We start from the raw sequence: 24,083 nt of genomic DNA on the forward strand, positions 1-24,083 counted from the left end.
CGCTCGGGCGGTACATTCGCATCCACCCATCCTGATCAGGAGTGAATGCGATGACTTCAGGCGAGTACGGTTCCCCGTCCGGTTCCTACGGCTCGCCCGGAGCGGGTGCGCCCGGCGCGTTGCTGCCGCGGTTCCTCGCCCGGCTGATCGACGGCATTCTCGTCGGGATCGTCTCCGGTTTGCTCATCGTGCTGACCGACACCATGTCGAGCTTCTGGGCGTCGGGGCTCTTCACCGGCGTGCCGATGTTCCTCTACTTCTTCGTGTTCGAGATGACCCAGGGCTGGACCCCGGGCAAGAAGCTGCTCGGCCTGCACGTGCGTGGCGCAGGCGGCGCCCCGACGCCGACCGCCCGCGAAGCCGCGATCCGCAACGCGTTCACCGTTCTCACCATCATCCCGCTGGTGGGCGGCTTGCTGGCGTTCGTGGCGATGATCGTCATCGCGGTGACCATCAACAGCAGCCCGACCAAGCAGGGCAAGCACGACGAGCTGGCCGGCGGGACGCAGGTCATCAAGGGCTGACGGCCTGCGCCCGCGGGTCGGCGCATGCTCAGATGAAGATTCCCATCAGCAGCACGAACACCAGGCCGGTCACCGACAGCACGGTCTCCATCAGCGACCACGACTTGATGGTCTGACCGACCGACATCCCGAAGTACTCCTTCACCAGCCAGAAGCCCGCGTCGTTGACGTGGCTGAAGAACACCGAGCCGGCACCGACCGCGAGGACGACCAGCGAGACCTCACCGGAGCTCAGACCCTCGACGAGTCCCAGCATCAGAGACGACGCGGTGATCGTGGCCACGGTCGCGGAGCCGGTCGCCAGCCGGATCAGTACGGCCAGCACCCAGGCCAGCAGGATCACCGATACGTTGGCGGCCGTGGCCCATTCGGCGAGCTTGGTGCCGATGCCGGTGTCGACCAGCACCTGCTTGAACCCACCGCCTGCGGCGACGATCAGGATGATGCCTGCGACCGGCGGCAGCGACGACTCGATGCACTTGGTGATCTGCTCGCGGGTCATGCCGGAACTCTTGCCAAGGGTGAAGATGCCGACGATGACGGCGATCAGCAGCGCCATCAGCGGCCGGCCCAGGATGTCGAACGTCTGCCGCGCGAGGTTGCTCTCGTCGTCGATGAAGATGTCGACGAGTGCCTTGCCCATCATCAACGCGACGGGCAGCAGCACGCTGAAGATCGTGATGCCGAACGACGGCCTGCGCCGTTCGGTACGGAGTCCGGCCTCGGTGGCGGTCAGTGTCTGCGTGCCGTCGCCCACTTCCCCTGCGGCTGCGCCTTTTCCACTGCCGTTGCCGTCGAAGTCGTCGGCGTCGAAGCGGTCGGGCACGTCGAGCACGACCCAGCGGCCGGCCAGCTTGCCGAACAGCGGCCCGGCGACGATGACCGTCGGGATGGCCACGGCGACACCGAGTGCCAGCGTCATACCGAGGTCGGCGCCCAGGTACTCGATGGCGGTCAGCGGACCCGGGTGCGGCGGAACCAGGCCGTGCATCGCGGACAGCCCGGCGAGGGCGGGGATGCCGACGGTGATCAGCGACAGGCCCGAACGCTTGGCCACCAGGTAGATCACCGGCATCAGCAGCACGAGGCCGATCTCGAAGAACATCGGCAGGCCGATGATCGACCCGACGAGTGCCATCGCCCACGGCAGTGCGCGCGGCGAGGCGTGCCCGACGATGGTGTCGACGATTTCGTCGGCGCCTCCGGAGTCGGCCAGCAATTTCGCGAACATCGCACCCAACGCGATGAGGATGCCGACACCGGCTGCGGTGGAACCGAATCCGTCGGCGAAGGAGTCGAGCACGTCGGCGATGTTCACCCCCGCCACGAGCCCCACCGTCAGCGCGCCGAAGATCAGTGCGAGGAACGGGTGCAGTTTCAGCAGCGTGATCAGCACGACGATGACCGCGATACCGGCCAGCGCCGCGACCACCAGTTGCCAGCCGGACGCGACGGGTTCGGCCAGCTCCGCATCGGCGGCCAGCAGGGTCAGTGCCGTGGTCATCGGGTCTCCTCTTCGGTGGCGGGATCGATCAACGTGACATACGAGTCGATGATCGAATCGATGTCCTGGTCGACGTTGATGGAGACGCCGCGCTCGTCGGGCTCCAGCGGCTCGAGCGTCTCGAACTGGGAGGCCATTAGCGACGCCGGCATGAAGTGGCCAGGCCTGCTGGCCTGTCGGCGGGAGATGACCTCCAGCGCCCCACTCAGGTGCAGGAACTCGACGTCGGCGCAGTGCCGGCGGAGCTGGTCACGGTATCGGCGCTTGAGCGCCGAGCAGCTCATCACCCCGCCCGTGGGATGCCCTGCCAGCCAGATGCCGATGGCCTCGAGCCACGGATGGCGGTCGTCGTCGTCGAGCGGGTGACCCGCGGTCATCTTGGCGATGTTGGCCGGCGGATGGAAGTCGTCCGCATCGGCGAACGGCACCCGCAGGCGCTGGGCGAGCGCCGCACCGACGGTCGACTTCCCGGATCCTGACACGCCCATGACGACTACTGGTGACGCCATACCCTCCACCTACCCAGTTGTGGTTGACGTCACACAGACTGCACCAATGGTAAGACTTTTGCAAGATCGAAGTTGGGATGATGGGTCCATAACCGCGCCAGCAAACGTATGACACTATGTAAGTGTGACCGTGGCCACTCGCGTCGGCGGACTGCTCACCGCGCTGGGCACCCGGATCGTGTCCGGGAAGTACCCAGCCGGTCAGGTCCTCACGCTCGACGGCGTCGGCGCCGAGCACGGTGTGTCGCGCAGCGTCGCCCGCGAGGCCATCCGGGTGCTGGAATCGATGGGCATGGTGGAGTCTCGCCGCCGGGTGGGCATCACGGTGCAGCCGTCGGCGAGCTGGAACGTGTTCGACCCGAACGTGATTCGCTGGCGCCTCGACGCAGGCGACCGCGTCGCCCAGTTGCAGTCGCTGTCCGAGCTGCGCCGCGGCTTCGAACCCGCGGCCGCCGCCCTGGCCGCCCGGCGCGCCGATCCGCACCAGTGCCGCGTGATGGCCGCCGCCGCGTCGGACATGCTGGTGCACGGCCGCGCCGGTGACCTGGACGCCTATCTGTCCGCGGACCTGGTGTTCCACCAGACGCTGTTGGACGCCAGCGGAAACGAGATGTTCCGGGCGCTGACCGGGGTGGTCGCCGCGGTGCTGTCCGGCCGGACCCAGCACGGGATGATGCCCGAGACCCCGAATCCGGCCGCCGTGGCACTGCACGACGACGTCGCCCGGGCGATCCGGATGAGCGATGCGGCGGAGGCCGAACGCGCGATGCGCGCCATCATCGACGAGGCGGCATCCGCGGTGGCCGAGGAGTTCACCGGCAGTGGTTAACTGCCATGGTGGGCAGACAACCGAATCTCGCGCGCCGCTTCTTCGACCGGTTCGAGCCGGTGCATGCCGTCACGTACTTCGCCCCGGAGGCACGGACCGCGATGGACGCGCTCGGTTACCGCGGTTTCTGGATGGGGTACTTCGCCGCCCGCTCGGCGCCACTGGGCCCGGTTCCCGCAGAAGTGGTGACCGCCGTGTTCTACAACTTCGCGCCCGCGCGGGTGGCCAAGGCGCTGCCCGCGGCCTGGGAGGTGGCCGGCCCTGCCGAGGCGCTGCGCGCGCGTGAGGAGTCGGCCGTCGTGGCGCTGCGCCGCTACGGCCTGGTCGACGACGACGGCCTGCGCACCGCAGCCGAACTCGCGGCCAAGGCAGCCGTCGCGGCGCCGGTCGACGGCCGGCCGCTGTTCGCCGCCAACCTGTCGTTGGACTGGCCCACCGATCCTTTGGCGCGGTTGTGGCACGCGGTGACGCTGCTGCGCGAACACCGGGGTGATGCACACGTCGCGGTGCTCGCCGCCGCGGGCATCAGCGGCCGCGAGTGCAATGTGCTGCACGCCGCCGCGGGCAAAGTGCCCGCCGAGATGATCATGCGCAGTAGGGATTACGACGAGCAGCAGTGGGCCGAGCACCAGAGCCGACTCGCCGGCCGCGGCCTGCTCGACGACGGTGGGCTCACCGACGCCGGCCGGGCGCTCAAGCAGCACATCGAGGACACCACCGACGCGCTGGCGCTGTCGGCGCTCGACGGCCTCACCGACGACGAGGTGGAGTTGCTGTTCCAGACGCTGACACCACTCGCCCGTGCCGTAGTGGCGGGCGGCGATCTGCCCCAGGCCACCCCGATGGGCCTCAACCGCAACGACCTCGACGACGACAGCGCCGGACTCAGGACTTCTTGACGGGGTCGTGGCCCCAATTCTTCAGCGAGTAGCGCCACGCCGAGTCTTCGATGTCGCCTGATGGCCGTTGCGCCAGATGGCGTCTGGCGTAACCGACGACCTTGCGCATGTGGGCGTAGTCGTCGTCGGACAGGTCGGATTTCTTGGCCTCGAGGATCTTGACGATGTGCCTGCCGCTCTCGTGGCCGGTGGACTCGCCGCCGCCGGACTTCTGGCCCACCGACTTCGAATCATCGGAGTCCAGCCACTTCTGCAGCTCCGACGCGGTCATGTTGACGACGTCGCGGAATTCGTCCCACGTCTGCTTGTGGTCTTCGTCCTGCTTGGTGTCGTCCCGCGTGGTGTCACTCTCGGCCATCGGTCACTTCTTCTTCAGTGCGTCCGGCTTGTGGACGGCGTCGTTACCGCTCTTCTCGCTCTTGACCCGATACTGCGGCTCGTCCTCGGACGCCTTGACCTTGCGGCCGGCGGCCTCTTTTTCCGAGGTGATCTTCTCTTGAACGGTGCCCTCGGCGGTGCTGCCGTGGCTCTGCCAGCTGACCTTGTCGCCCTTCTTGAAGTCTTTGCTCATGCATCGGCGGGTACCCGTCGGCCCTGCCGTCATTCGCGGTGTCCGCAATCCGTCACAATTCAGCGCGGCGCGTACATGATCACGCCGACGCCGATCAGGCTCACCACCGCGCCCGTGATGTCCCACCGGTCCGGGCGAAAGCCGTCGGCGACCATCCCCCACGCCAGCGAGCCGGCGATGAACACACCGCCGTAGGCGGCCAGTACCCTGCCGAACTGGGCGTCGGGCTGGAAGGCCGCGACGAATCCGTAGGCGCCGAGGGCGATCACCCCGAATCCGACCCACCACCAGCCGCGGTGTTCCCGTACGCCCTGCCAGACCAGCCAGGCGCCGCCGATCTCCAGCAGCGCCGCGAGCACGAACAACATCACCGACTTGGCCACGACCATGCCCGTCAGCCTGCCGCGAGCGTGCACGTTTGTCGGTGATTGACGGCGTGTCGGGCCGCAGACACGCACGCTCGGCCAGCGCTAGCCGAGGTTGCGGTTCCACTCCAGCCAGCCCACGCCGGTGCGACCGTCGGAGAGCGTGACGGCCGCCCAGGCGCGCGGGAAGTGGCTGACGCGGCCGTCGTCGGCGGTCAGCCGCACCGGCGCGAAACCGCGCAGGTCGACCGTCGCGTCCACGTCGCCGGGCGACATCGTCAGCCTGGTGGTGACGGGCAGGCCGTTCTCGGCGAACGTCGCCTGCGCGGTCACCGTCGCCGTCTCCTGCAGCGGCGCTCCCGCCGGTTGGACGTAACCGACGCTCAGCGGCGGTGCCCCCGGGATGCGCAGATCGACGCCGTGCAGATGGGTGCCGTCGTCGAGGTGCAGCGCACTCCAGACCCAGTCCATCGACCACCAGTCGCGCACGCCCCATGAGTGGTCGCGCTGCCCGGGTGTGTCGCGCAGCGTCACGCTCCGACCGTCGGCGGTGACCGAACCCGACACCGTGCAGGCGATCTCGTAACGAGGGGTGATGCGGTACTGGTAGGGCGTGCCGACGGTGGTCCAGGTGAGGTCCATCGTCAACTCGGCCGGACGCCCCTGCGCGCCGTCGAGCAGCGCGCCGGCGTCGTCGAACGCCTGGCCACTGCCCCGCACGGTCACCCGGAAGCTGCGCAGCGGATCGTCGGCCGCCATGGTGATCTCGGCACCGTCACCGCAGGCCAGGAACGGGTCATCGGGCAGTGGCGCCTCGAAGTCGAGTACGGCGACGGTCGGCATGTCGGGCCCGCAGATCAGCGCGTTGAGCCAGGCCGTGCGCCGATTCGGGTACAGGCCGACCCTGACCCAGCCGCCGATGCCCTGGCCGGCGTCGGCGAAGTCGAAATACCAGCTCTCGTTCCACAATTCCTCGTCGCCCGGGTGGTGCGCGCCCTCGTCGTCGGCCGAGGGCTGCAAGGCTTCGGGCGGCTGCGCCGACGGGAGCACGTCGAGCGCGCCGGTGTCGAGCACATGGGAGCAGTGCCGGGCGAGCATGGTCATGAACATCCGGTCGCCGCGGTCGGTGCGCTCGACGAGCATCGACGACACGATCGCCATCATCACGCCGAAGAAGCTCTGTCGCCGGACGCCGTCCCGCACACCGTCGAGGCCGACCGGCGACTGCGGGCCGAGCGCCTCGTGGTACGCCCGCAGCAGGTCGTCGTAGTGGTCGCGGCGCCCCGACTCCGACAGCGCGCACCCCAGGAAGTAGGCCACGTCGGTGAAGGCCGGGCCCCACGTGACGGTCTGCCAGTCCACCACCGTCAACGGGCGGTCGGCGCCTGCCTGACCGAACAGCATGTTGTCGAGCCGGTAGTCACCGTGCACCAGCCCCGCGATGCGTTGCGCGGCGGCCTCTTCGGCGAGGTAGGCGTCGAAGCTCGCCACCAGCCGCTCGCACACCTCGCGGTGTTCGGGTGCGATCGAGTCGGCGTACCGCTCGGCGAAGCCGGCCCACAACACCGCGATCAGGCCCTGGTTCAACGGCGACTCCCGGTTGAGCCAGTCCGCGTCGGCCAGGGCGGGATCACCGAGCAGCGGTCCGTGCACCCGGCCCAGTTCGGTCAGCGCGAGGGTCGCCTGTTCTATTGTGGCGCCGCGGATCTCGTCGCCCACGACGGCGGGTGCGGCGTCGCCGAGGACGAGGTGGAACGTCCCGTTCGCGGGGTCGTAGGCGGCGTGGTGGCAGGGCGCGACCGGGCCGCCGAGTCGCGGGGCGATGTCGGTGTAGAACCGCACCTCGCGTTCGTAGAGTCCCATCGCCAGTCCGGTCTGCCTGCTGTTGGCGTCGGTGGCGGCGACCTTGAGGACCACCGACTCCGGGCCGGTGGTCGCATCGTCGGCGTACCGCAGCGCGACGCGATAGCACTCGCTCATCTGGCCGGTGCCGATACGTTCGAAGGAGAAGTCGGCGACGCGCCCCGCGCCGATCGCCGTGGTCAGCCAGTCGGCGGTCAGGTCGGCCGGCCGTTCGATCACCAGGTCGTCACGTGCGTCCACCGGATGAACGTAGCAGTGGGGTGGATCACACTGTTGACGGGTGTCAATCAGTGCGGCGCGCTGGTGGTGGAAGGCGTATGGCAGTGCTGCGGCGGCGCGGCGGGCACGTCGAGGGCGGGGTTGCGATCGAAGAAGCCGTAGGGCTTGAGCCAGAACGACACCACGTCCACCGGCATCACCGGCCAGTCCTCCGGACGGGTGATGTGATGGATCCCGAAGACGTACCACAGCACCACGTCGGTGTTGTCGATCGGCCGGTTCGCCTTCGTCCACTCGCCGAGCCCGGTGTCGGTCTCCGACTGGTTGACGAATTCGCCTGCGGGCCAACGTTCGTCCGGGCTGTTCGGCGTCACCCAAAGGGTATGGCCGATGACGTTGGCGCGCCGCAGCACCGGCGACGCCGGATCGAACATCGGTGGGAGGGCCCCGGTGGGGGTCAGCTTGTAGGACGGGTGGGTGCCCAACCCGTTGACGACGTTGGTGTTCACCACCTTCCAGCCGCGCTGGGAGGCGAAGTCGACGTCCTGCATGCCGTCGGCCTCGGTGCGCAACGGCACCTCGCGTAGCAGCACCGAAAGGCCGTAGGGGTTGGCGGGTCCGATCGGCTCGGCATAGGACTCGGTGCGGTAGACGGTGTTCTCGCTGCCGTCGACGTCGAGGTCGAGCCGGGCCACCAGGAAGTGCTGGTGGAACGGCGCATACGTGCGGTCGTCGACCAGCGTGCCGTTCGGATGAGGCTGGCCCGGCGCGAGCGGGGTGGTGACCATGATCCCGGTTGCGCGCACCTCGCATTCGATGTTGCCGTCCTGATAGAGCCGCCAGTACACCAGGTACTCGTAGTTGGCCACCGTGACGTGGAACGACACGGTGAGCCGCCGCATCCGGCGTACCTCGGCGCCCGCGTCGTGGTCGACGTGCTTCCACAGGACCGCGTTGTCCTCCTCGTGGATGCAGATCGCGTTGGTGATCGTGTAGGGCACGCCGCGACTGTCGTGCAGCACGGCGTCCAGGTAGCGGATCTCACCGAGACAGTCACAGCCGAGTTCCAGCGAGGTCGTCATGAAGCCGAGGCCCCACTCGCCGATGTCGAAAGCCGTGCGGCGGTAGTGATCCTGCGACGAGTCCCGGTACGGCACCACCATCTCGGCGAACGACAACCGGTGCGCCACCGACCGGTCGCGGTCGCCGTCCCGGTAGGACACCGTGTGCAGTGTCATCCCTTCGCGGTGGTTGAACCCGATCCGCAGCGACCAGTTCTGCCACTGCAGCAGATTGCCGTCCAGCCGGAACGAGGTGCCCTCCGGCTGGGTGATGTGCAGCGGCGCCAGCGGCTCGCGACGCCATGCCGACCTGATCCGCTCGGGGATGTGGCTCGGCGCGTATTCGCCCATGACGTCCGGCAATTCGGCGCCACCGCCGGCGAAGGGGCCGGTGTCCTCGATCCGGAGCAGCGACATGGCGTTGAGGTCGACGACGCAGTGCAGCCCGCTGACCAGGTGCGCGTACGGGTTCGCACCCGGTGCGCCGCGCAGCCAGGTGTCCGACCAGCCGATCCGGCGGTCACGGAATTCCGGTGGGGCGACAGCATTTCCGTACGTCCACGTGTCCATGAAGACCAACTCGAGGTCGGTGATGCCGCGGCGGGCGAGGGCAGCGATCAGGTCCGGGTGCGACCGCAGCATCCGATCGCACTCGGCGAACTCGTCAACGGTGAAGTTCGCCTGCACGCCGGGCAGGTGCGTGAACGACTCGACCCGATCGCCGGTCAGCGACACCACACCCTTGTAGGTGCTGTTCGTGGCTCGCTGCAGACAGATCACCGTGGCGCGGCGCGGCGGCCGGGTGCCTGCGGCGGCGAACTCCCAGAGCTCCGCCTTGCCCGGTTCCGCCAGTTCGACCGAGGCGAACCGCCAGCTGTCGTCGACGTCGGTGTCGCGGCGCAGTATCGCCGCCACCGCCGCGAATTCGTCTGCGGCCAGCGGATCCAGAGGGTGCACGCGCTCACGCAATCACATCCGGCGGCGCCCCGCAGCCATTCGATGTGCTCGGCGCTACCGCGCCGCGAGGCTGAAACCCTCCCAGGCCGTCCTGCGGTCGACGTCGGGATCGAATTCCATCCTCGGCTTGCGGTCGAACACGCGCACGGCGCGTCGGTCGGCGGTGTAGAGCGGCCAGTCCTCCCCCGGCACACCCGTGCGGCCGAACGCCCGCCAGCGCCGCTGCACGTCCCGGCTCACCCGGCGCGCGGACCGCTGGTCGGCCGCGGCGGTGAGCAACGAACCCAGCCGCGTCTGGTAGGTGTCGAACACGGCGAGCAACTCCATGGCGTGCGTGGCGCCGAGTCCGGACCACTGCAGCGTGCGGGGCGCGTAGTCGTAGCGGTAGACGTACGTCGGCGCATGCCGGGAATGCGCCTCGGCGACCTGCCAGGTCGCCGTGCCGAACACGAAGTCACCGCCGAGCCGCACACACGCCGACGGGCTCGGATAACCCGGGTAGGCCGAGGTGATGCGTTCGCGCCGCTCGGCGTCCGAGTTGGCCAGCAGCAGCTCGATGGTCGCCTCGGACGTGGGCAGCAACTGCAGGAATCGGGTGAACAACTTCCCCTCCTCCGCGTTGTTGCCGACGATGAGGGGCACCCGGTGGGCGGTGCCCTCACGCATCGCCTCGACCGGATCGCGCGGCAGGTAGTCGGTGCCGAACGCGGGCCCCAGGGCGAAGGCTCCCGGCATGTCGTCCGTGCCGTGGGTGAGCAACCGGTCGAGTGCGGTGACCAGCTCCCTCGGCCTGGCCGCCATCAACGCGGCGGCCCCGTCCTGCGGACGCGCGCCGAGCAACCCGGCGAACTGGTCGGCGAAGGTGGCGGCCGCTTCCGGTGACCGCACCATGCCGCTGACCGGGCTCTGCGAGATGGCCCGCGCGAACAACCCTTTGGCCTGCGGCACGGCCAGCAGGGTGGCGACGGCGTGCGCGCCTGCGCTCTCGCCGAAGATCGTCACGTTGTCCGGGTCGCCGCCGAACACCTCGACGTTGTCGCGCACCCAGCGCAGCGCCATCACCAGGTCGCGCAGGTACAGATTCCCGTCGATCGGGTTCTCCGGCGTCGACAGCGCGGACAGGTCCATACAGCCCAGTGCCCCGAGCCGGTAGTTCACCGAGACGTACACGCAGCCCCGCCGCGCCATCGCCGCACCGTCGTAGAGGGGCGTCGCCGAGCTGCCGAGCAGGTAGCCGCCGCCGTGGATGAAGAACATCACCGGCATCGGGCCGTCGGGCGGGGTCTGCGGCGCAACGACGTTCAGCGTCAGGCAGTCCTCGCTCATCGGCTGGTACTTGTTGACCCCGATGAGGGTGTACCGGCGCTGCTGTGGTGCGCAGTACCCGATGCTGTGGCAGTGCCGGACACCGCGCCACGGCTGCACGGGCAGGGGCGCCCGGAACCGCAGGCGGCCGACCGGCGGCTGGGCGTACGGGACGGCCCGCCAGCGGTGCACACCGTCACGGGTGAAGCCTTCGATCGTGCCGGTGTCGATCGTTGCGCGGACTGTGTGTTCGTGCATCTTCCGACCGTAGCGAACGAACTGCTGTTCGCCGCGCCTGACGGGCCGCACCGCATCGGCCCGCTAGCCTGGCGTCATGCGGATAGCTGTGTTTCTCGCGGCGTCTGTGCTGGTGGCGGGGTGTTCAGCGGGGTGCGGCGGGCAGGACGGCGAGTCCGGGTCACCGCCGGGTTCCCGATTGTCGGTGCCGTCGCCCGCGACGCGCCCGAGCGCCCCGCCGACGACCACGCGGACGTCGAAGCCGCCGGTGGGCGCGCCCGTCACGGGCGCTCCGATCGGTGACGTCATCGCGTTCGTGGCCGCCGGAACGCCCGCCGACGTGGGCGGTTTCCACTCGGCGACCCGGGACGGCGCGGTGTCACAGCTCGGCGAGGCCGTCGCGTTCACCACACCGGCGGGCACGACGCGGTGCATGACCGGTCCGCAGTCCGAAGGCGGACTGGACTGCCTGGTCCGGTTCACAGATCCGCCACCGGCGCCGCCCGACATCGCGGGGCAGTGGATCGGCGACTGGGTGGACTTCACCGGTCCGACGCTCGACGTCGGGTCGGTGCACGGAGATCCCGGGCCGTTCGTCCGGGGCGACGGTGCGGCATTGCCGTACGGCCGGTCGCTGGCCTTCGGTGACTTCCGGTGCCGCGCCGACCCGGCCGGCCTGTTCTGCGTGAACTACGCCCATCAGACGGCCGCCCGCCTCAGTGACGCGGGGGTGGCGCCGTTCGGCTGCCTGAAGTCGGTGAGCCCGCCCGCCGACGTCGGCGTCCGGTTCGGCTGTCCGGAATGACCCGCCGCACCTAGTCGGTGGTGCGGAGCCGCGCCTGCACCCGCTCGGGATAGGTGTTCGTCATCCCGACCGCACCGGCGATCACCACCACCGGGATCACCCAGTTGGTCCAGTGCCCGGTCGACGGGGCACCGGCGGCGACGAAGCCGAGCACCGCGATGAGCGCGAACACCAGCCCCCACATCAGGGTGAGCATCTGGTTGGTGCGCCGGAACGCCGCCTCCTCGCGGGCGCTGCGCGGCGTGAAGTCCCGCGCGTACTGCTCGGTGAACGGGGTGAACGCCAGCGATCCGAGCGCCATCACGGCCAGCACGCCGCTCGACAGCGTCGTGGAGTAGACGTCCATCCAGTCCATGTCGCTGGCGCCGGTGATCATGCCTGCGACGGTGACGGCGACGAAGAACACGATGGTCACCACCTCGAGCAACCGGGGACCGCCGACGCGCATCGACACCCCGAGGATGAACGCCGCGATCACCGCGCACAGACCGCCGTAGAGCCAGGTGCTCGAGCTGCCGGCCACCACCCAGTACAGAATCCACGGTGCGAACCCCACGAACGGGCTGTGCTCAAACCATTCATCCATCGTCACCGCAGACTACGAGCAGCGGCGCCGCAGTGTCAGGTCAGGCCACGCCCTTGCGCCGCAGCAGCGGCAGCACGCCCTCGGCGAACCAGTGCGCCTCCTCGAGGTGCGGGTAGCCCGACAGGATGAACTCGTCGAAACCGAGGGCGTGGTACTCGACGATCAGGTTGGCGACCTCCTCGTGGCTGCCGACCAGCGCCGTGCCCGCGCCGCCGCGCACCAGCCCGACCCCCGCCCACAGGTTCGGGTAGATCTCCAGCTGGTCTACCCGTCCGCCGTGCAGCGCCGTCATTCGCCGCTGCCCTTCGGATTCCGACTTCGAGTGCAGGGCGGTGGCTTTCGCGATCTGTTCCGGCGTCAGCCGGCCGACGAGTTCGTCGGCGACGGCCCAGGCCGCCGCGGACGTGTCGCGGCTGATGGTGTGCAGCCGGATCCCGAAGCGAATGGTGCGCCCGCGCTCGGCGGCCAGCGCGCGAACCCGCTCGATCTTTGCGGCCGCCGCCTGCGGGGGCTCACCCCAGGTCAGGTACACGTCGACGTACTGCGCGGCGATCGGCAGCGCGGCCGCCGAGGACCCACCGAAATAGATGCCGGGCAACGGGTTCGGCGGCGCCGACACCCGGGCGTCGGCGACCTTGTAATGGTCGCCGTCGAAGTCGAGCGACTCCTGCTGCCACAGCGAGTTGACTATGTGCAGGAACTCGCCGGTGCGGGCGTAGCGCTGGTCGTGGTCGAGCCAGTCGCCGAACCGCCGCTGTTCCAGGTCATCTCCGCCGCTGACGATGTTGAGCAGGACTCGGCCGTCGGAGAAGCGCTGCAGGGTGGCGGCCTGCTGGGCGGCCAGCGTCGGCGGCACCAGGCCGGGGCGGAACGCCACCAGGAACTTCAGCCGCTCGGTCTCCGACAGCAGCGCCGCCGCGGTCAACCAGGCGTCCTCGCACCAGGTTCCGGTCGGGGTGAGCACACCCTCGAAGCCCAGTCGGTCGGCCGCACGAGCCACCTCGGCGAGGTAGCGCCTGCTCGGCTCGCGGTAGCCGGCGGGCACGATGTGGTGGGCCGAGGCATGCGAGGCGCCGACGATGTTGCGGCTGTCGCCATTGGTGGGCAGGAACCAGAAGAACTTCGCGGGGGTGGCCGGCGATCCGGGCGTGGCGAGGGTGGACATCTCACTCCTTCTTGCGGTCGATGTAGAGCGGGGCCAGCACGTCGCCGTAGCGGCGGTCGACCCAGCGGGAGAAGTCGGGGGCCGACGCGATCTGCTGCGACTTCGCGAAGAGGTCGGCCATCTCCTGCTCGGAAGCCACGAGTTGATCGGACAGGTCGAACGGCAGTCGCAGGCTTCGACCCTGCGCCAACTGTGCCACCTCGGGGTCGAGGCCGACATCCTCGCCGTAGCGGGTGGCCCATTCGGCGGGATTGTCGTGCGCCCACCGGACGGCCTTGGCGTAGCGCACCAGCAGATCGCGCAGCGCCGAGTTGCGCTTCGGGTCGGCCAACGCGGCGTCGGCCGCCACACCGAAGCCCGCGCCGTTGGTGACGCCGGTGGCGCGGGCGATGCTGCGCACGGGCAGTTCCGTCTCGGCCTGCGCGGTGTAGGGATCCCAGACCGCCCAGACGTCGACGCGGCGCTGGGTGAACGCCGACAGCGCATCGGCGGGCTGCAGGAACACCAGCTTGACGTCGTCGGGCGTCAGCCCCGCCCGATCGAGCTGCACCAGCGTATGGCCGTGTGCGGAGCTGCCTTTGGCGACCGCGATGCTCTTGCCCCGCAGGTCGCCGACCGACTGCAGCGGCGAATCGGCGTGCACCAGGATCTGGTCGCCGAACCCTCCGCCGTCGTACGCCGAGACGATCTTCACCTTCGCGTTCGACGCGGCGCCGAATATCGGCGGGGTGTTGCCGGTGATCGCGAAGTCGATCTTGCCCGCGGTGGCGGCCTCGATCTGCGGCGGGCCCGAGGTGAACGTCGAGAACTCCACGGCGTAGGGCAGGTTCTCCAGTGCGCCCGCGGCGGTCAACAGCGCCTGGGTGCCGCCCTTCTGGTCGCCGATGTGCAGGGTGACACCGGCCAGCTCCGAGAGCGGAACGGTCTGCGGCGCCTGCTGCGCGCCGGATGAGTCCTCACGGGACACACAGCCGGCGAGCAGGCTCATCGCGGTCAGTGCGGCGAGCAGCACCGCGATCGGCCGGGATCTGGGCATGGTCGTCTCCTCTGTCGAAGCCGTCGTGGTGGTCAGCGGGTGACGCCGAGCCGGTCGAGCAGCTCGGCGCGGTAGTGCTCGGTGTGGGCGGTCGCTTCGCCGGGCGGGCGGCGCGGCTCGTCGATGTCGAGGGTGTGCGCCACCTTTCCGTCGTCGAGCACCAGCACCCGGTCGGCCAGTGCGACCGCCTCGTCGACGTCGTGGGTGACCAGCAGCACGCCGAATCCGTGTTCGCGCCACAGGTCGACCAGCAGGGATCGCATGCTCAGCCTGGTGAGCGCGTCGAGCGCACCGAACGGCTCGTCGAGCAACATCAGTTCCGGCTCCGCGACCAGCGCGCGGGCCAGCGAAACCCGTTGCGCCTGACCGCCCGACAGCGTCAACGGCCACACGCCTGCGCGGTCGGCCAGGCCGACGTCGGCCAGTGCCCGCAGCGCCCGCTCGTTCGCCTCGCCGCGGGACAGGCGTTGCCGGGTCAGCCCGTAGACGACGTTGGTGCGCACGTCGCGCCACGGGAACAGCCGCGGTTCCTGGAACGCGAGCGCGGGCGCCCCGGCGACCACCCGCTCGCCGGTGTGATCGGTGGACAGTCCCGCCAGCACCCGCAGCACCGTCGACTTGCCCGAGCCGCTGCGGCCGATCAGCGCGACGATCTCACCGCGGGCGATGTGCAGCGAGACGTCACTGAGCACATGGTGCTCGCCGTACCACTTGTCGACGTGGCGGAGTTCGCCCGCGGTCTGGGTGCGGCGTTCGCTGGCAATGGTCATGTGCGGTACCTCAATGCTCGGCGCTCGAGGGCGCGGACGATGGCATCGGTGCCGATGCCCAGCAGTGCGTAGACGACGAGACCGAAGATGATGATGTCGATGCGCAGGAAGTCGCGGGCGTTGTTGATCAGGAAGCCGATGCCCTTGTCGGCGTTGATCTGCTCGGCCACGATCAAGGTGAGCCATGCGATCGCCAGGGACTGCCGGAAACCGACCAGCACCTGGGGGGCGGCGCTGGGCACGATGATGTCGCGGAACCGCTGCCAGAACGAGAAGCCCAGCACCTGAGCGGTTTCGAAGAGTTTCGGGTCCACCTGGCGGATCGCCGAGAAGGTGTTCAGGTAGAGCGGGAAGCTGACGCCGAGCGCCACCAACAGCACCTTGGGCAGTTCGCCGATGCCGAACCACACGATGAACAGCGGAATGAGGCCGAGGTGCGGCAGTGCCCGCACCATCTGCATCGGCGGGTCGACGCCGGCCTCCAGCCAGCGGGACAGTCCCACGGCGGTGCCGAGCGCGACGCCGACGACGCTGCCCAGCAACAGCCCTTCGACGACGCGGATGCCCGACACCCGCAGTGCGTCCGCCAGTTGACCGTTGCCGATCAGCTCGACGCCTGCCTCCGCGATCAGGGACGGCGCGGGCAACACGTCCTGCGGGATGAGGCCCAGCGCGCTGCCCAGCTGCCACAACAGCAGCAGCACCACCGGTGACGCGAGCCGGATGACGGCCCACTTCCGTTCTTCGCGTGGGCCTTTCGATCGCCCGCCGATACCTGCCGTGGCGACCGCGCCCGGCGCAGTCGCCACCTCGGATGAACTCGCCACGGTGAAACGACGCTACGGGCGGACGCCTCGAGGGTGTAAGGGTTCTATTCGCCGTGAGGAAAAGAAGCGCCCCGGCGACCGGGAACGGCGGGTGCCGTCAGCCGAGCCGGAAGCCTCCCTGGACCAGTGTCGGCGTCACCGCCCTGCCGTTGATCGTCGACCCCATCGCGCCGCTGTGCATCACCACCAGCGGGGCGGCCTGCTGCAGTTGGCGCCGACTGCGCACCTGGTCGCGGAACTGCTCGGCCGCGAGCCGCTCGGCCTGTTCGAGCTCGTGATCGCTCACACCGCCGCTGAACTGAACGCCGATCGCGGACCCGTCGGTCCGCAGCACCCACGACGAACGCACGCCGCCTGCGTCGGCGGTGTACACCCCGGCGGGCGCCTGCGCCGGTGTGGCGGTGAACGGGTACGCCATGCCGTTCACGGTCAGCTCGCCCTCGACGTCGGTGCCGTCGAACGTCGCCTCGAGGGTGTCGCGGAATCGGGAGTCGATGTCGATGCGGCCTGCGGACTGGCTGCCGAAGAACCATGCCTCGTCGTCGGCGCCGTTGCACGCGTAAGCGGCGATCTCCGAACCGTCGACGGAGATGCCGATGCTCATCGCCCGGCCGTCCCTGGTGATGTCGGCGAGGTAGGTGCCCGCGGGCGGGAAGGTGGTGGCCGACGTCGCCCCGACCGAGGACTCGATCGCCTCCGGTGACGAACCGCCGGAGCACGCGGTCAGACCGAGCGCGAGCAGCGCGCCGATGCCCACCAGCAGCGCGCGCAGGTAGGTGAGCATGTGCTCAGCATCCCCTGCCGCTACTGATCACGGGCGGAAACAGCGCCTGCACCCCTGCTCTACAGACGGGTCGGCAGGCCGTCGGCGACCCCGCGGCCTCGGGGCCGAGCTAGCGCCAGCCGTCGGCCGCCTTGGCCGCCCGGACCAGTTCGTCACACAGCTGGCGCAGCTCGTCGGCCGCGGCGCCCTCGTCCACCGCCGTCGCGACATCCTCTGCGGCGCAACGCACCTGGTACACCCGGTCGGAGAGCTGCGCAGCCTCGTCGGCGGTCAGCACCACCGCGTCCGGGGCGAGTGCGGTGCCCTTGACCATGGCCCGCTGCTCGTAGGCGCGCTGGCGGCAGGACTGCCTGCAGTACTGCCGCCGCCTGCCCATCCCGGCGTCGGCCACCTCGCGGCCGCACCACCGGCAGGGTTGCAGACGGCGGCGACGGACATCTTCGCGAAGCTCGCGGCTACGCACTTCAGGCCCCACGGTGGTCGACTGTAGACGGCCGGTGGTGCGGTTCCCGGTATCCTGGAGGTCGAGTCGGGAACTCAACGGGCACCGACCGCGTTGATGATCCGGCAACTTACACATCGAGGAGTGTTGACGATGGCTGATCGCGTCCTGAGAGGCAGTCGCCTCGGAGCCGTGAGCTACGAGACCGACCGCAACCACGACCTGGCGCCGCGTCAGGTGGCTCGCTACCGCACCGACAACGGCGAGGAGTTCGACGTCCCGTTCGCCGACGACGCCGAGATCCCCGGCACCTGGCTGTGCCGCAACGGCATGGAGGGCACCCTGATCGAGGGTGACGTGCCCGAGCCCAAGAAGGTGAAGCCGCCGCGCACGCACTGGGACATGCTGCTCGAACGGCGTTCGGTGGACGAGCTCGAAGAGCTGCTCAAAGAGCGTCTGGACCTGATCAAGTCCAAGCGCCGCGGCAGCTGAGCACCGGCTAGCGGACGATGCCGCGGGCGCGATCGAGGCGCCCGCGGACACCCCAGGTGGCGACCTTGAACATCGCCTCCCGAATGTTGGACCCGCTCATCTTGGACACGCCGAGTTCGCGTTCACTGAACGTGATCGGCACCTCCACCACGACGAAGCCCTGGTTGATCGCGCGCCAGGTCAGGTCGATCTGGAAGCAGTAGCCCTTGGAGTCCACCGCGGCCAGGTCGATCTTCTCGAGCACCTCACGTCGGTAGGCCCGGTAGCCGGCGGTGATGTCGTGGATGTCGACGCCCAGTAGCACGCGGGCATAGGTGTTGGCGGTCTTGGACAGGGCATAGCGCCGCCGCGGCCAGTTGCGGATCGTGCCGCCCGGGACGTACCGCGACCCGATCGCCACGTCGGCGCCGCCGTCGACGGCCTCGAGCAGCCGGTGCAGCTGTTCGGGTGCGTGGCTGCCGTCGGCGTCCATCTCCACCAGCACCGAGTACTGCCTGCCCAGCCCCCACGCGAAACCGGCCAGATACGCCGCTCCCAGCCCGTCCTTGCTGGTGCGGTGCATGACGTGCACCCGGTCCGGGTCGGCCAGCGCGAACTCGTCGGCCAGCTCACCGGTGCCGTCCGGGCTGCCGTCGTCGACGATCAGGATGTGCACGCCGGGGCACGACTGATGTACGCGGCCGACGATCAACGGCAGGTTCTCCCGCTCGTTGTAGGTCGGGATGATGACCAGTGCGCGCTGACTCGGCCGGATGGCGCCGCCGGCACCCTCCCCCGGCTGCGCTCCACCAGGGACAGTCATGTCAGTCCTCCGTCGTTGCCGTCCTCGTCGGACGGGCTGTGCCCGGCCCTTCCGGCCCTGCGCCGGCGCCGTCTGATCGCCGATACGAACGCTCCATTGTGCAGCATGGCCGCCAGCAAAGCCCCGACGCCGACGGCGACCAGCACGGCCTGCACGACGGGTCCCCAGCGGGTGGCGGGCGTGAGCTGCGTCTTCAACCGGATCTGCTGGTCGAGGTAGGCCGGTTCGAAGAACCCGGTGCGCGACAGTTCGCGTCCGTCCGGGGCGATCATCGCGCTGATGCCCGTGGTTCCCGCGACCACCACGTACCGGTCGTGCTCGACGGCGCGCAGCCGGGCGAACGCCAGTTGCTGCTCGCTCATCGGCTCGGTGAAGGTGGCGTTGTTCGACGGCACCGCCAGCAGCTGTGCGCCGGCCAGCACCGACTCCCTCGCGGCGCGGTCGAAGATGACCTCCCAGCACGTGGTCACCCCGACCGGGATGCCCGCGGCGTGCACCACCCCGTTGCCGGAGCCGGGGATGAAGTAGCCGGCCCGGTCGGCGTAGGGCGACAGCTTGGAGAAGAAGCCGCGCCAGGGCAGGTACTCCCCGAACGGCTGCACGATCCGCTTGTCGTGCCGTTCGGCCGGTCCGCTTCCGGGTTCCCACACGATCACCGAGTTGGTGGACACCGGATTCTCCGGGCGGTAGTCGGGAGCCCGCACGACGCCGCCGACCAGGATCGGCGCGTCGACGGCATCGGCGGCGGCGGTGATCTCCTCCGCGGCGTCCGGGTTGGCCAGCGGGTCGATGTCGGAGGAGTTCTCCGGCCAGATCACCAGCGCCGGGTGCGGCGCGCGGCCGGCCCGTACGTCCTCCGCCAGCCTCAACGTCTCCTGCACGTGGTTGTCGAGGACCGCACGGCGCTGGGCGTTGAAATCCAGCCCGAGCCGGGGCACGTTGCCCTGCACTGCGGCGACGGTGACGGTGGGATCGTCGGTTGCGCCCACACCGGAGTGCCGGACCTGCGGCGAGACCAAAGCGGTGCCGAGCAGTGCCGCGCTGATGCAGATGCCGGGCAGCACGACGGCGGGCAGCGCGGTGTGCATGTCGTCCTCGTGATGCCACCAGCGGACAGCCTCGACGACGATCGCGGTCAGGCAGAACCCGGTCAGCGCGACCGCGAAGGACAGCAGTGGCGCGCCGCCGACCTGCACCAGGGGCAGCAGGGGCCCATTGGTCTGACCGAACGCCACCACACCCCAGGGGAAACCGCCGAACGGCACCGTCGACTTGAGCCACTCCTGGCCCACCCACAGCGCCGCCAGCCACAGTGGCAGGCCGGGCAGCCGGCGCACCAGGACCGCGAGGGCGCCGAACAGCCCGGGGAACAGCGCCTGGACCACGGCCAGCGCCAGCCACGGCACCGGGCCGACCAGCCCGCTGATCCACGGCAGCAACGGCACGTAGAACACGGTGCCGAACAGGACGCCGTAGCCGAACCCGCCCGCGACCGCCGTCGATGGTCGCGTCAAGGTCCACCCCAGCAGGGCGAACGCCACGAATGCGGCCCACCACCAGCCGAACGGCGGGAAGCTCAGGCACAGCAGCAGCCCGCCGAGGCCGGCAGCGCTCAGCTGCGCCCACCGTGACAGCACGGCCGGACCAGCGGCACGAGCGATGCGGGCCGGCCGCGACGGCCGCGCGTGCCGGTCGGCCCGGCGGGTGCGCGGGGCGACGGCCTCGCCGGCGTCCTCATCGGCGGCCTTCTCGTCGACAGCCTTCTTGTCGGCGGCCTTTTCGTCGACGGTCTCGTTCGGGCCGGTGTCGAGGTCGCCGACATCGTCGGTGGGGACGGCAGGGATCACGTCGGTGTCGTCCATCGCCCGGCGGCGGCGTCGGCGCGGCGGGTCAGCCATGAATGACGACACCTCGGTGCACGGTTCGGCGGCACCGCGGCGACGGGTCGCCCGGCGCCAGCCTCGGCAGCGCCGGGACGCGGGACCGCGGGTCGGTGGACCAGCGCGCCACACCGTCGGCCGGAGCGCTCACCGTCAGCTCGTCGGCATCCCACACCGCGTAAGAGGCGGGCGCACCAGGGACCAGGGTGCCGGTGACGCCGTCGTTGACGCCTGCGGCCCGCCATGCGCCCCTGGTCGCCGCCGCGAACGCGGCCCGCAGCGACACCGCGCTGCCCAGTGTGCGGTGCGCGCTCGCGGCGCGGACCCAGCCCCAGGGATCCAACCCGGTGACGGGGCTGTCCGAGCCGAAGGCGAGGGGCACGCCTTGGGATGCTAACAGCGCGAACGGGTTGAGCCCGGCGGCGCGATCCGGGCCGAGCCGCTGGGCGTACATGCCCCCGGATCCACCCCAGAGGGCGTCGAAGGCGGGCTGGACGCTGGCGTGCACGCCCCACGACCCGAGCAGCGCGGCCTGCTCGGCGGTGACCATCTCCAGGTGTTCGAGGCGGTGCCCGCAGCGCGCGACCGCGGGTGCGCCCACCCGCTCCACGATGCGGCCGATGGCCTCCACCACCGCGCCGACCGCGGCGTCACCGATCACGTGGAACCCGGCGGTGATTCCGGCCTCGGTGCAGGCGGCCAGGTGCGCGGTGATTGCGTCGGCGTCCAGGTAGGTGTTGCCGCAGCTGTCCGGCGCATCCGCGTACGGCGTGTGCAGCCAGGCCGTCCGCGACCCCAGGGCGCCGTCGACGAACAGGTCGCCTGCCAGCCCGCGGGCTCCGGTGCGGTCGACGAGGTCGCGGGCCGCACCGGGGCTGCTGACCGCTTCACCCCAGTACCCGACGACGTCGACACCGTGCGTGAGTTCACGGACGGCGAGCCAGTCGTCCAGGCCGCCGATCTGCGGACCGGCGCACTCGTGCACCGCGACGATCCCCTGCGCGGCCGCCGCGTCGAGGGCCGCGGTCTGTGCGTCCCGGCGCTGCCGGGCGGTCAGCCGCTCACGCGCGGCGGCCCGCACCCGGTGATGGGCGTCGGCGGTCAGCGGCGACTCGGCGGCGAACCCGACCGCGTCCTCGACACCAGGGGCCGATCGGCACAGGGCCGTTGTGGCCGCCGCGGAATGGACGTCGACGCGGGAGAGGTAGGCCGGTCGGTCCCCGAGCAGCCCGTCGAGGTCCGCGGTGCTCGGCGCCCGGCGCTCGGGCCACCCGGACTCGTCCCAGCCGTGTCCCCAGATCACCCCGTCGGGGTGGGCCCGCGCGTGATCGGCCACCAGCGTCAGGCAGTGCCGCAGCGACGTCGCGGCACGCAGGTCCAGGCCGGTCAGCGTCAATCCGGTCGCGGTCAGGTGGATGTGGCTGTCGACGAACGCCGGCGCCACGAACCCGCCGTCGAGGTCGACGACAGTGGCATCGGGGAACTGGGCCCGGCCGACGTCGTCGGCGCCGAGCCACGCGACGGTGTCGCCGCGGACCGCCATCGCGGTGGCGTCGGGCATCGCCGGGCTGTGTATCCGCCCGCCCACCAGCAGTGTCGTCACCACGAGTCCGACACGCTAGTCGGGCTTGCGCTCCACGACGTCGGGCAGGGCGGCCGAAGCGGTGGTGGGCGGGGTGTCGTGCACGTCGAGGACCTCCCCGTCGATGTAGCCGCCGTCGCTGTAGTCACGGGTGTAGGGCGCCATTCCCGGCACGGTGACCAGCGGGACACGGCCGAGACAGCGGGCGGCCAGCGCCGTCGCCGCGGGCCGGACGGCCGCCCGCGTCGGCGGCAGCAGCAGCAGTGCGCCCAGCACCGACGACGCGACGCCGGGGATCGCCACCAGCACCGTGCCCAGCGCGACGAGCGCGCTGTCGGTCACCGCTCCGCGGGCCGATGCGGCGGTCAGCCCGGACTGCAGCCGGCCGATCTGACGCCTCAGTTGCGAGCCCGCCAGCGCGAGCCCGAGCACGAACGTGGCGAGCACCAGCAGGAGTGTCCAGCCGAAGCCGATCGTCGACACCAGCGCGACCAGCACCGCCAGTTCGACGACGGCGTAGAGCAGGAACAGCCGCATCATCATGATCGGACAACGTTCCGCACGGCCCCCGGGTTCCGTAGATTGGGCGCGTGGCCGACGACGTACGCGACATCCGAATCTCCGCACCCAACGGTCCCCTCGAGGCCATGGTGTCCGTACCTGAGGGGTCAGGCCCGTGGCCGGGCGTGGTGGTGGTGCACGACGCGATCGGTTACAGCCCGGACAACCGCAGGACGACCGCGCGGATCTCCGCCGAGGGCTATGTGACCATCACCCCGAATCTGTTCTCCCGCGGCCGGGTGCGATGCATCACCAGTGCGTTCCGCAGCCTGTTCACCCGCACCGGTCCCACCGTCGACGACATCCTGGCCGCCCGCGAACACCTGCTCGCCATGCCCGAGTGCAGCGGGCCGGTCGGCATCGTGGGCTTCTGCATGGGTGGACAGTTCGCCCTGCTGCTCTCGCCGCGCGGATTCGCCGCGTCGGCGCCGTTCTACGGCACGCCGCTGCCGCGCAGCCTCGACGAGGCGCTCGACGCGTCCTGCCCCGTCGTCGCGAGCTTCGGCAGGCGCGACCCGCTGGGCATCGGCGCGGGCGAGCGCCTGACCAAGGTGGTCGAGGCCCGCAACATCACGGCCGACGTCAAGGTGTACCCGGATGCCGGCCACAGCTTCGCCAACCAGCTGCCCGCCCAACCGCTGCTGCGGATCACCGGATTCGGCTATGACGAGGCCGCCACCGAGGACGCCTGGTCCAGGGTGTTCGCGTTCTTCGACACGCACCTGCGCGCCGGTTAGGCCGCCCGCACCTCGATCGCCGCGTGCACCTTGTCCACACCGCCGCGGATCAGTGCCTGCGGAATCCACCACCAGGCGTGCCACCAGTAGCGCCGGGTGACCATGTCGAACACCCGCCGGGTCTCCGACTTCGGCAGGTTCCGGGCGATCGCCTCCACCGGTTCACCCTTGGGCTTGCCGAGCACCCCGCATTTCTGGATGGTCACCCGCGGAGTGTTGTTGATGCGTTTGGTCTTCCACGAGCCGTCGTCGGTGCTGATGAGCAGCCGGTCACCGTCGGGCACACCCCACACCGGGGTCGGCTTCGGCCTGCCGTCCTTGGTGAACGTCGTCAGCAGCAGGTACTTCTCGCCGTAGACGTCCTGGAACGTCGGAGCCATGTCAGCTCACCGCCGTCAGTTCGACGGTGACGTTCTTCTTCAGCCCGCCGTTGAGCTTCGAGAAGAACCCGAAGCCCTTCCCGAGCAGGCCGTAACGCCGGCCGATCGCGTCGTAAGTGGGCCCGTTGGCCGACTTGTCGAGGATCCGAGCCGTCGCCTCGACGGCCTCGCCCTTGGGATTGCCGCTGCGGTCGCACTCGGCGATGGTGACCCGCGGGGTGTTGCGGATGCGCTTGACCTTCCAGGACTTCTCCTGGGTGATCACCACCAGCCCGTCGCCGGACGGCGCGGCCCAGATCGGTGTCGGCTTGGGTCTGCCGTCCTTGGTGAACGTGGTCAGCAGGATGTACTCGGCCTTGGCGACCTCGGCGAATGTGACGGGCATACGTGC

At 70.1% G+C, this 24,083-nt stretch carries 27 protein-coding genes; 6 read left to right on the forward strand and 21 right to left on the reverse strand.

Annotated features, from left to right (window positions below; all coding sequences use genetic code 11):
• Positions 1-50: 50 nt before the first annotated feature.
• Positions 51-524, forward strand: a complete 474-nt coding sequence (locus ACPCHZ_RS24680) for an RDD family protein (RefSeq protein ID WP_423487167.1) — start codon at positions 51-53, stop codon at positions 522-524.
• Positions 525-552: 28 nt separating this feature from the next.
• Here the strand turns inward: ACPCHZ_RS24680 and ACPCHZ_RS24685 are convergent, their stop codons facing one another.
• Both ACPCHZ_RS24685 and ACPCHZ_RS24690 read right to left on the reverse strand, forming a co-directional pair.
• The gene (locus ACPCHZ_RS24685; protein WP_423487168.1) at positions 553-2,028 is read right to left on the reverse strand and encodes a GntP family permease; all 1,476 of its coding nucleotides are present in this window, start codon (positions 2,026-2,028) and stop codon (positions 553-555) included.
• The gene (locus ACPCHZ_RS24690) at positions 2,025-2,537 is read right to left on the reverse strand and encodes a gluconokinase (protein WP_423487169.1); all 513 of its coding nucleotides are present in this window, start codon (positions 2,535-2,537) and stop codon (positions 2,025-2,027) included. Before ACPCHZ_RS24690 ends, ACPCHZ_RS24685 begins: the two co-directional genes overlap by 4 nt.
• Before the next feature lie 124 nt (positions 2,538-2,661).
• Between ACPCHZ_RS24690 and ACPCHZ_RS24695 the strand changes: the two genes are divergently transcribed.
• Both ACPCHZ_RS24695 and ACPCHZ_RS24700 read left to right on the forward strand, forming a co-directional pair.
• Entirely contained in the window at positions 2,662-3,366 is a 705-nt protein-coding gene (locus ACPCHZ_RS24695; RefSeq protein WP_423487170.1) for a FadR/GntR family transcriptional regulator, read from the forward strand.
• Positions 3,367-3,374: 8 nt separating this feature from the next.
• A complete protein-coding gene (locus ACPCHZ_RS24700) occupies positions 3,375-4,265 on the forward strand; it encodes an SCO6745 family protein (RefSeq protein ID WP_423487171.1) in 891 nt (296 codons plus the stop codon).
• On the opposite strand, the gene ACPCHZ_RS24705 is transcribed toward ACPCHZ_RS24700, so the two are convergent.
• From ACPCHZ_RS24705 to ACPCHZ_RS24730, 6 genes are all read right to left on the reverse strand, one after another.
• Positions 4,252-4,623 carry a DUF3140 domain-containing protein gene (locus ACPCHZ_RS24705; RefSeq protein WP_423487172.1) on the reverse strand — a complete coding sequence of 124 codons (372 nt, stop codon included), beginning with the start codon at positions 4,621-4,623 and terminating at the stop codon, positions 4,252-4,254. The genes ACPCHZ_RS24700 and ACPCHZ_RS24705 overlap by 14 nt on opposite strands.
• A gap of 3 nt (positions 4,624-4,626) precedes the next feature.
• The gene (locus ACPCHZ_RS24710; protein WP_423487173.1) at positions 4,627-4,836 is read right to left on the reverse strand and encodes a DUF2945 domain-containing protein; all 210 of its coding nucleotides are present in this window, start codon (positions 4,834-4,836) and stop codon (positions 4,627-4,629) included.
• A gap of 59 nt (positions 4,837-4,895) precedes the next feature.
• Complete coding sequence (locus tag ACPCHZ_RS24715) at positions 4,896-5,225, reverse strand: YnfA family protein (protein ID WP_423487174.1); 330 nt, start codon at positions 5,223-5,225, stop codon at positions 4,896-4,898.
• Positions 5,226-5,306: 81 nt separating this feature from the next.
• The gene (locus ACPCHZ_RS24720; protein WP_423487175.1) at positions 5,307-7,304 is read right to left on the reverse strand and encodes a phosphotransferase; all 1,998 of its coding nucleotides are present in this window, start codon (positions 7,302-7,304) and stop codon (positions 5,307-5,309) included.
• A 47-nt stretch (positions 7,305-7,351) separates the two neighbouring features.
• On the reverse strand, positions 7,352-9,301 hold the full coding sequence (locus tag ACPCHZ_RS24725; RefSeq protein WP_423487176.1) for a primary-amine oxidase: 1,950 nt from the start codon (positions 9,299-9,301) through the stop codon (positions 7,352-7,354).
• A 54-nt stretch (positions 9,302-9,355) separates the two neighbouring features.
• On the reverse strand, positions 9,356-10,864 hold the full coding sequence (locus ACPCHZ_RS24730; protein WP_423487177.1) for a carboxylesterase/lipase family protein: 1,509 nt from the start codon (positions 10,862-10,864) through the stop codon (positions 9,356-9,358).
• A 76-nt stretch (positions 10,865-10,940) separates the two neighbouring features.
• Between ACPCHZ_RS24730 and ACPCHZ_RS24735 the strand changes: the two genes are divergently transcribed.
• On the forward strand, positions 10,941-11,648 hold the full coding sequence (locus tag ACPCHZ_RS24735; protein WP_423487178.1) for a hypothetical protein: 708 nt from the start codon (positions 10,941-10,943) through the stop codon (positions 11,646-11,648).
• A gap of 10 nt (positions 11,649-11,658) precedes the next feature.
• Here the strand turns inward: ACPCHZ_RS24735 and ACPCHZ_RS24740 are convergent, their stop codons facing one another.
• From ACPCHZ_RS24740 to ACPCHZ_RS24770, 7 genes are all read right to left on the reverse strand, one after another.
• Complete coding sequence (locus ACPCHZ_RS24740) at positions 11,659-12,234, reverse strand: hypothetical protein (protein WP_423487179.1); 576 nt, start codon at positions 12,232-12,234, stop codon at positions 11,659-11,661.
• A 40-nt stretch (positions 12,235-12,274) separates the two neighbouring features.
• Entirely contained in the window at positions 12,275-13,399 is a 1,125-nt protein-coding gene (locus ACPCHZ_RS24745; protein WP_423487180.1) for an LLM class flavin-dependent oxidoreductase, read from the reverse strand.
• A 1-nt stretch (position 13,400) separates the two neighbouring features.
• Positions 13,401-14,435, reverse strand: coding sequence for an ABC transporter substrate-binding protein (locus ACPCHZ_RS24750; protein WP_423487181.1), 1,035 nt, complete (start codon positions 14,433-14,435; stop codon positions 13,401-13,403).
• Between the two features lie 32 nt (positions 14,436-14,467).
• Positions 14,468-15,205 (reverse strand): ABC transporter ATP-binding protein, encoded by a 738-nt coding sequence (locus ACPCHZ_RS24755; protein ID WP_423487182.1) that lies wholly within the window; start codon positions 15,203-15,205, stop codon positions 14,468-14,470.
• Positions 15,202-15,978, reverse strand: coding sequence for an ABC transporter permease (locus ACPCHZ_RS24760; RefSeq protein ID WP_423487282.1), 777 nt, complete (start codon positions 15,976-15,978; stop codon positions 15,202-15,204). The genes ACPCHZ_RS24755 and ACPCHZ_RS24760 overlap by 4 nt, the downstream gene beginning before the upstream one ends.
• Positions 15,979-16,129: 151 nt before the next feature.
• Positions 16,130-16,816, reverse strand: coding sequence for a hypothetical protein (locus ACPCHZ_RS24765; RefSeq protein WP_423487183.1), 687 nt, complete (start codon positions 16,814-16,816; stop codon positions 16,130-16,132).
• Between the two features lie 109 nt (positions 16,817-16,925).
• Positions 16,926-17,291, reverse strand: a complete 366-nt coding sequence (locus tag ACPCHZ_RS24770) for a hypothetical protein (RefSeq protein ID WP_423487184.1) — start codon at positions 17,289-17,291, stop codon at positions 16,926-16,928.
• Positions 17,292-17,411: 120 nt separating this feature from the next.
• Here ACPCHZ_RS24770 and rbpA point away from each other — a divergent pair, with 120 nt between their 5' ends.
• Positions 17,412-17,750, forward strand: coding sequence for an RNA polymerase-binding protein RbpA (gene rbpA, locus ACPCHZ_RS24775; protein ID WP_264015750.1), 339 nt, complete (start codon positions 17,412-17,414; stop codon positions 17,748-17,750).
• Positions 17,751-17,757: 7 nt separating this feature from the next.
• Here rbpA and ACPCHZ_RS24780 read toward each other — a convergent pair whose 3' ends face one another.
• Genes ACPCHZ_RS24780 through ACPCHZ_RS24795 form a run of 4 tightly spaced genes read right to left on the reverse strand, consistent with a single transcriptional unit; the run spans position 17,758 to position 22,557 of the window.
• Positions 17,758-18,552 carry a polyprenol monophosphomannose synthase gene (locus ACPCHZ_RS24780; RefSeq protein WP_364980787.1) on the reverse strand — a complete coding sequence of 265 codons (795 nt, stop codon included), beginning with the start codon at positions 18,550-18,552 and terminating at the stop codon, positions 17,758-17,760.
• Positions 18,549-20,450, reverse strand: a complete 1,902-nt coding sequence (lnt, locus tag ACPCHZ_RS24785) for an apolipoprotein N-acyltransferase (RefSeq protein ID WP_423487185.1) — start codon at positions 20,448-20,450, stop codon at positions 18,549-18,551. The genes ACPCHZ_RS24780 and lnt overlap by 4 nt, the downstream gene beginning before the upstream one ends.
• Complete coding sequence (locus ACPCHZ_RS24790; RefSeq protein WP_423487283.1) at positions 20,443-22,035, reverse strand: amidohydrolase; 1,593 nt, start codon at positions 22,033-22,035, stop codon at positions 20,443-20,445. The genes lnt and ACPCHZ_RS24790 overlap by 8 nt, the downstream gene beginning before the upstream one ends.
• Before the next feature lie 15 nt (positions 22,036-22,050).
• Positions 22,051-22,557 carry an FxsA family protein gene (locus ACPCHZ_RS24795; RefSeq protein WP_423487186.1) on the reverse strand — a complete coding sequence of 169 codons (507 nt, stop codon included), beginning with the start codon at positions 22,555-22,557 and terminating at the stop codon, positions 22,051-22,053.
• A 104-nt stretch (positions 22,558-22,661) separates the two neighbouring features.
• Here ACPCHZ_RS24795 and ACPCHZ_RS24800 point away from each other — a divergent pair, with 104 nt between their 5' ends.
• Positions 22,662-23,312: a dienelactone hydrolase family protein gene (locus ACPCHZ_RS24800; RefSeq protein WP_423487284.1), complete on the forward strand. Its 651-nt coding sequence runs from the start codon at positions 22,662-22,664 to the stop codon at positions 23,310-23,312.
• On the opposite strand, the gene ACPCHZ_RS24805 is transcribed toward ACPCHZ_RS24800, so the two are convergent.
• Together ACPCHZ_RS24805 and ACPCHZ_RS24810 are read right to left on the reverse strand one after the other, a co-directional pair.
• Complete coding sequence (locus tag ACPCHZ_RS24805) at positions 23,309-23,692, reverse strand: PPOX class F420-dependent oxidoreductase (RefSeq protein ID WP_264015745.1); 384 nt, start codon at positions 23,690-23,692, stop codon at positions 23,309-23,311. The genes ACPCHZ_RS24800 and ACPCHZ_RS24805 overlap by 4 nt on opposite strands.
• 1 nt (position 23,693) lies before the next feature.
• Entirely contained in the window at positions 23,694-24,077 is a 384-nt protein-coding gene (locus ACPCHZ_RS24810; protein ID WP_364980797.1) for a PPOX class F420-dependent oxidoreductase, read from the reverse strand.
• Between the last annotated feature and the right edge of the window lie 6 nt (positions 24,078-24,083).

The organism is Mycobacterium sp. NPDC050041 (assembly GCF_049541695.1).
GTDB lineage: Bacteria > Actinomycetota > Actinomycetes > Mycobacteriales > Mycobacteriaceae > Mycobacterium.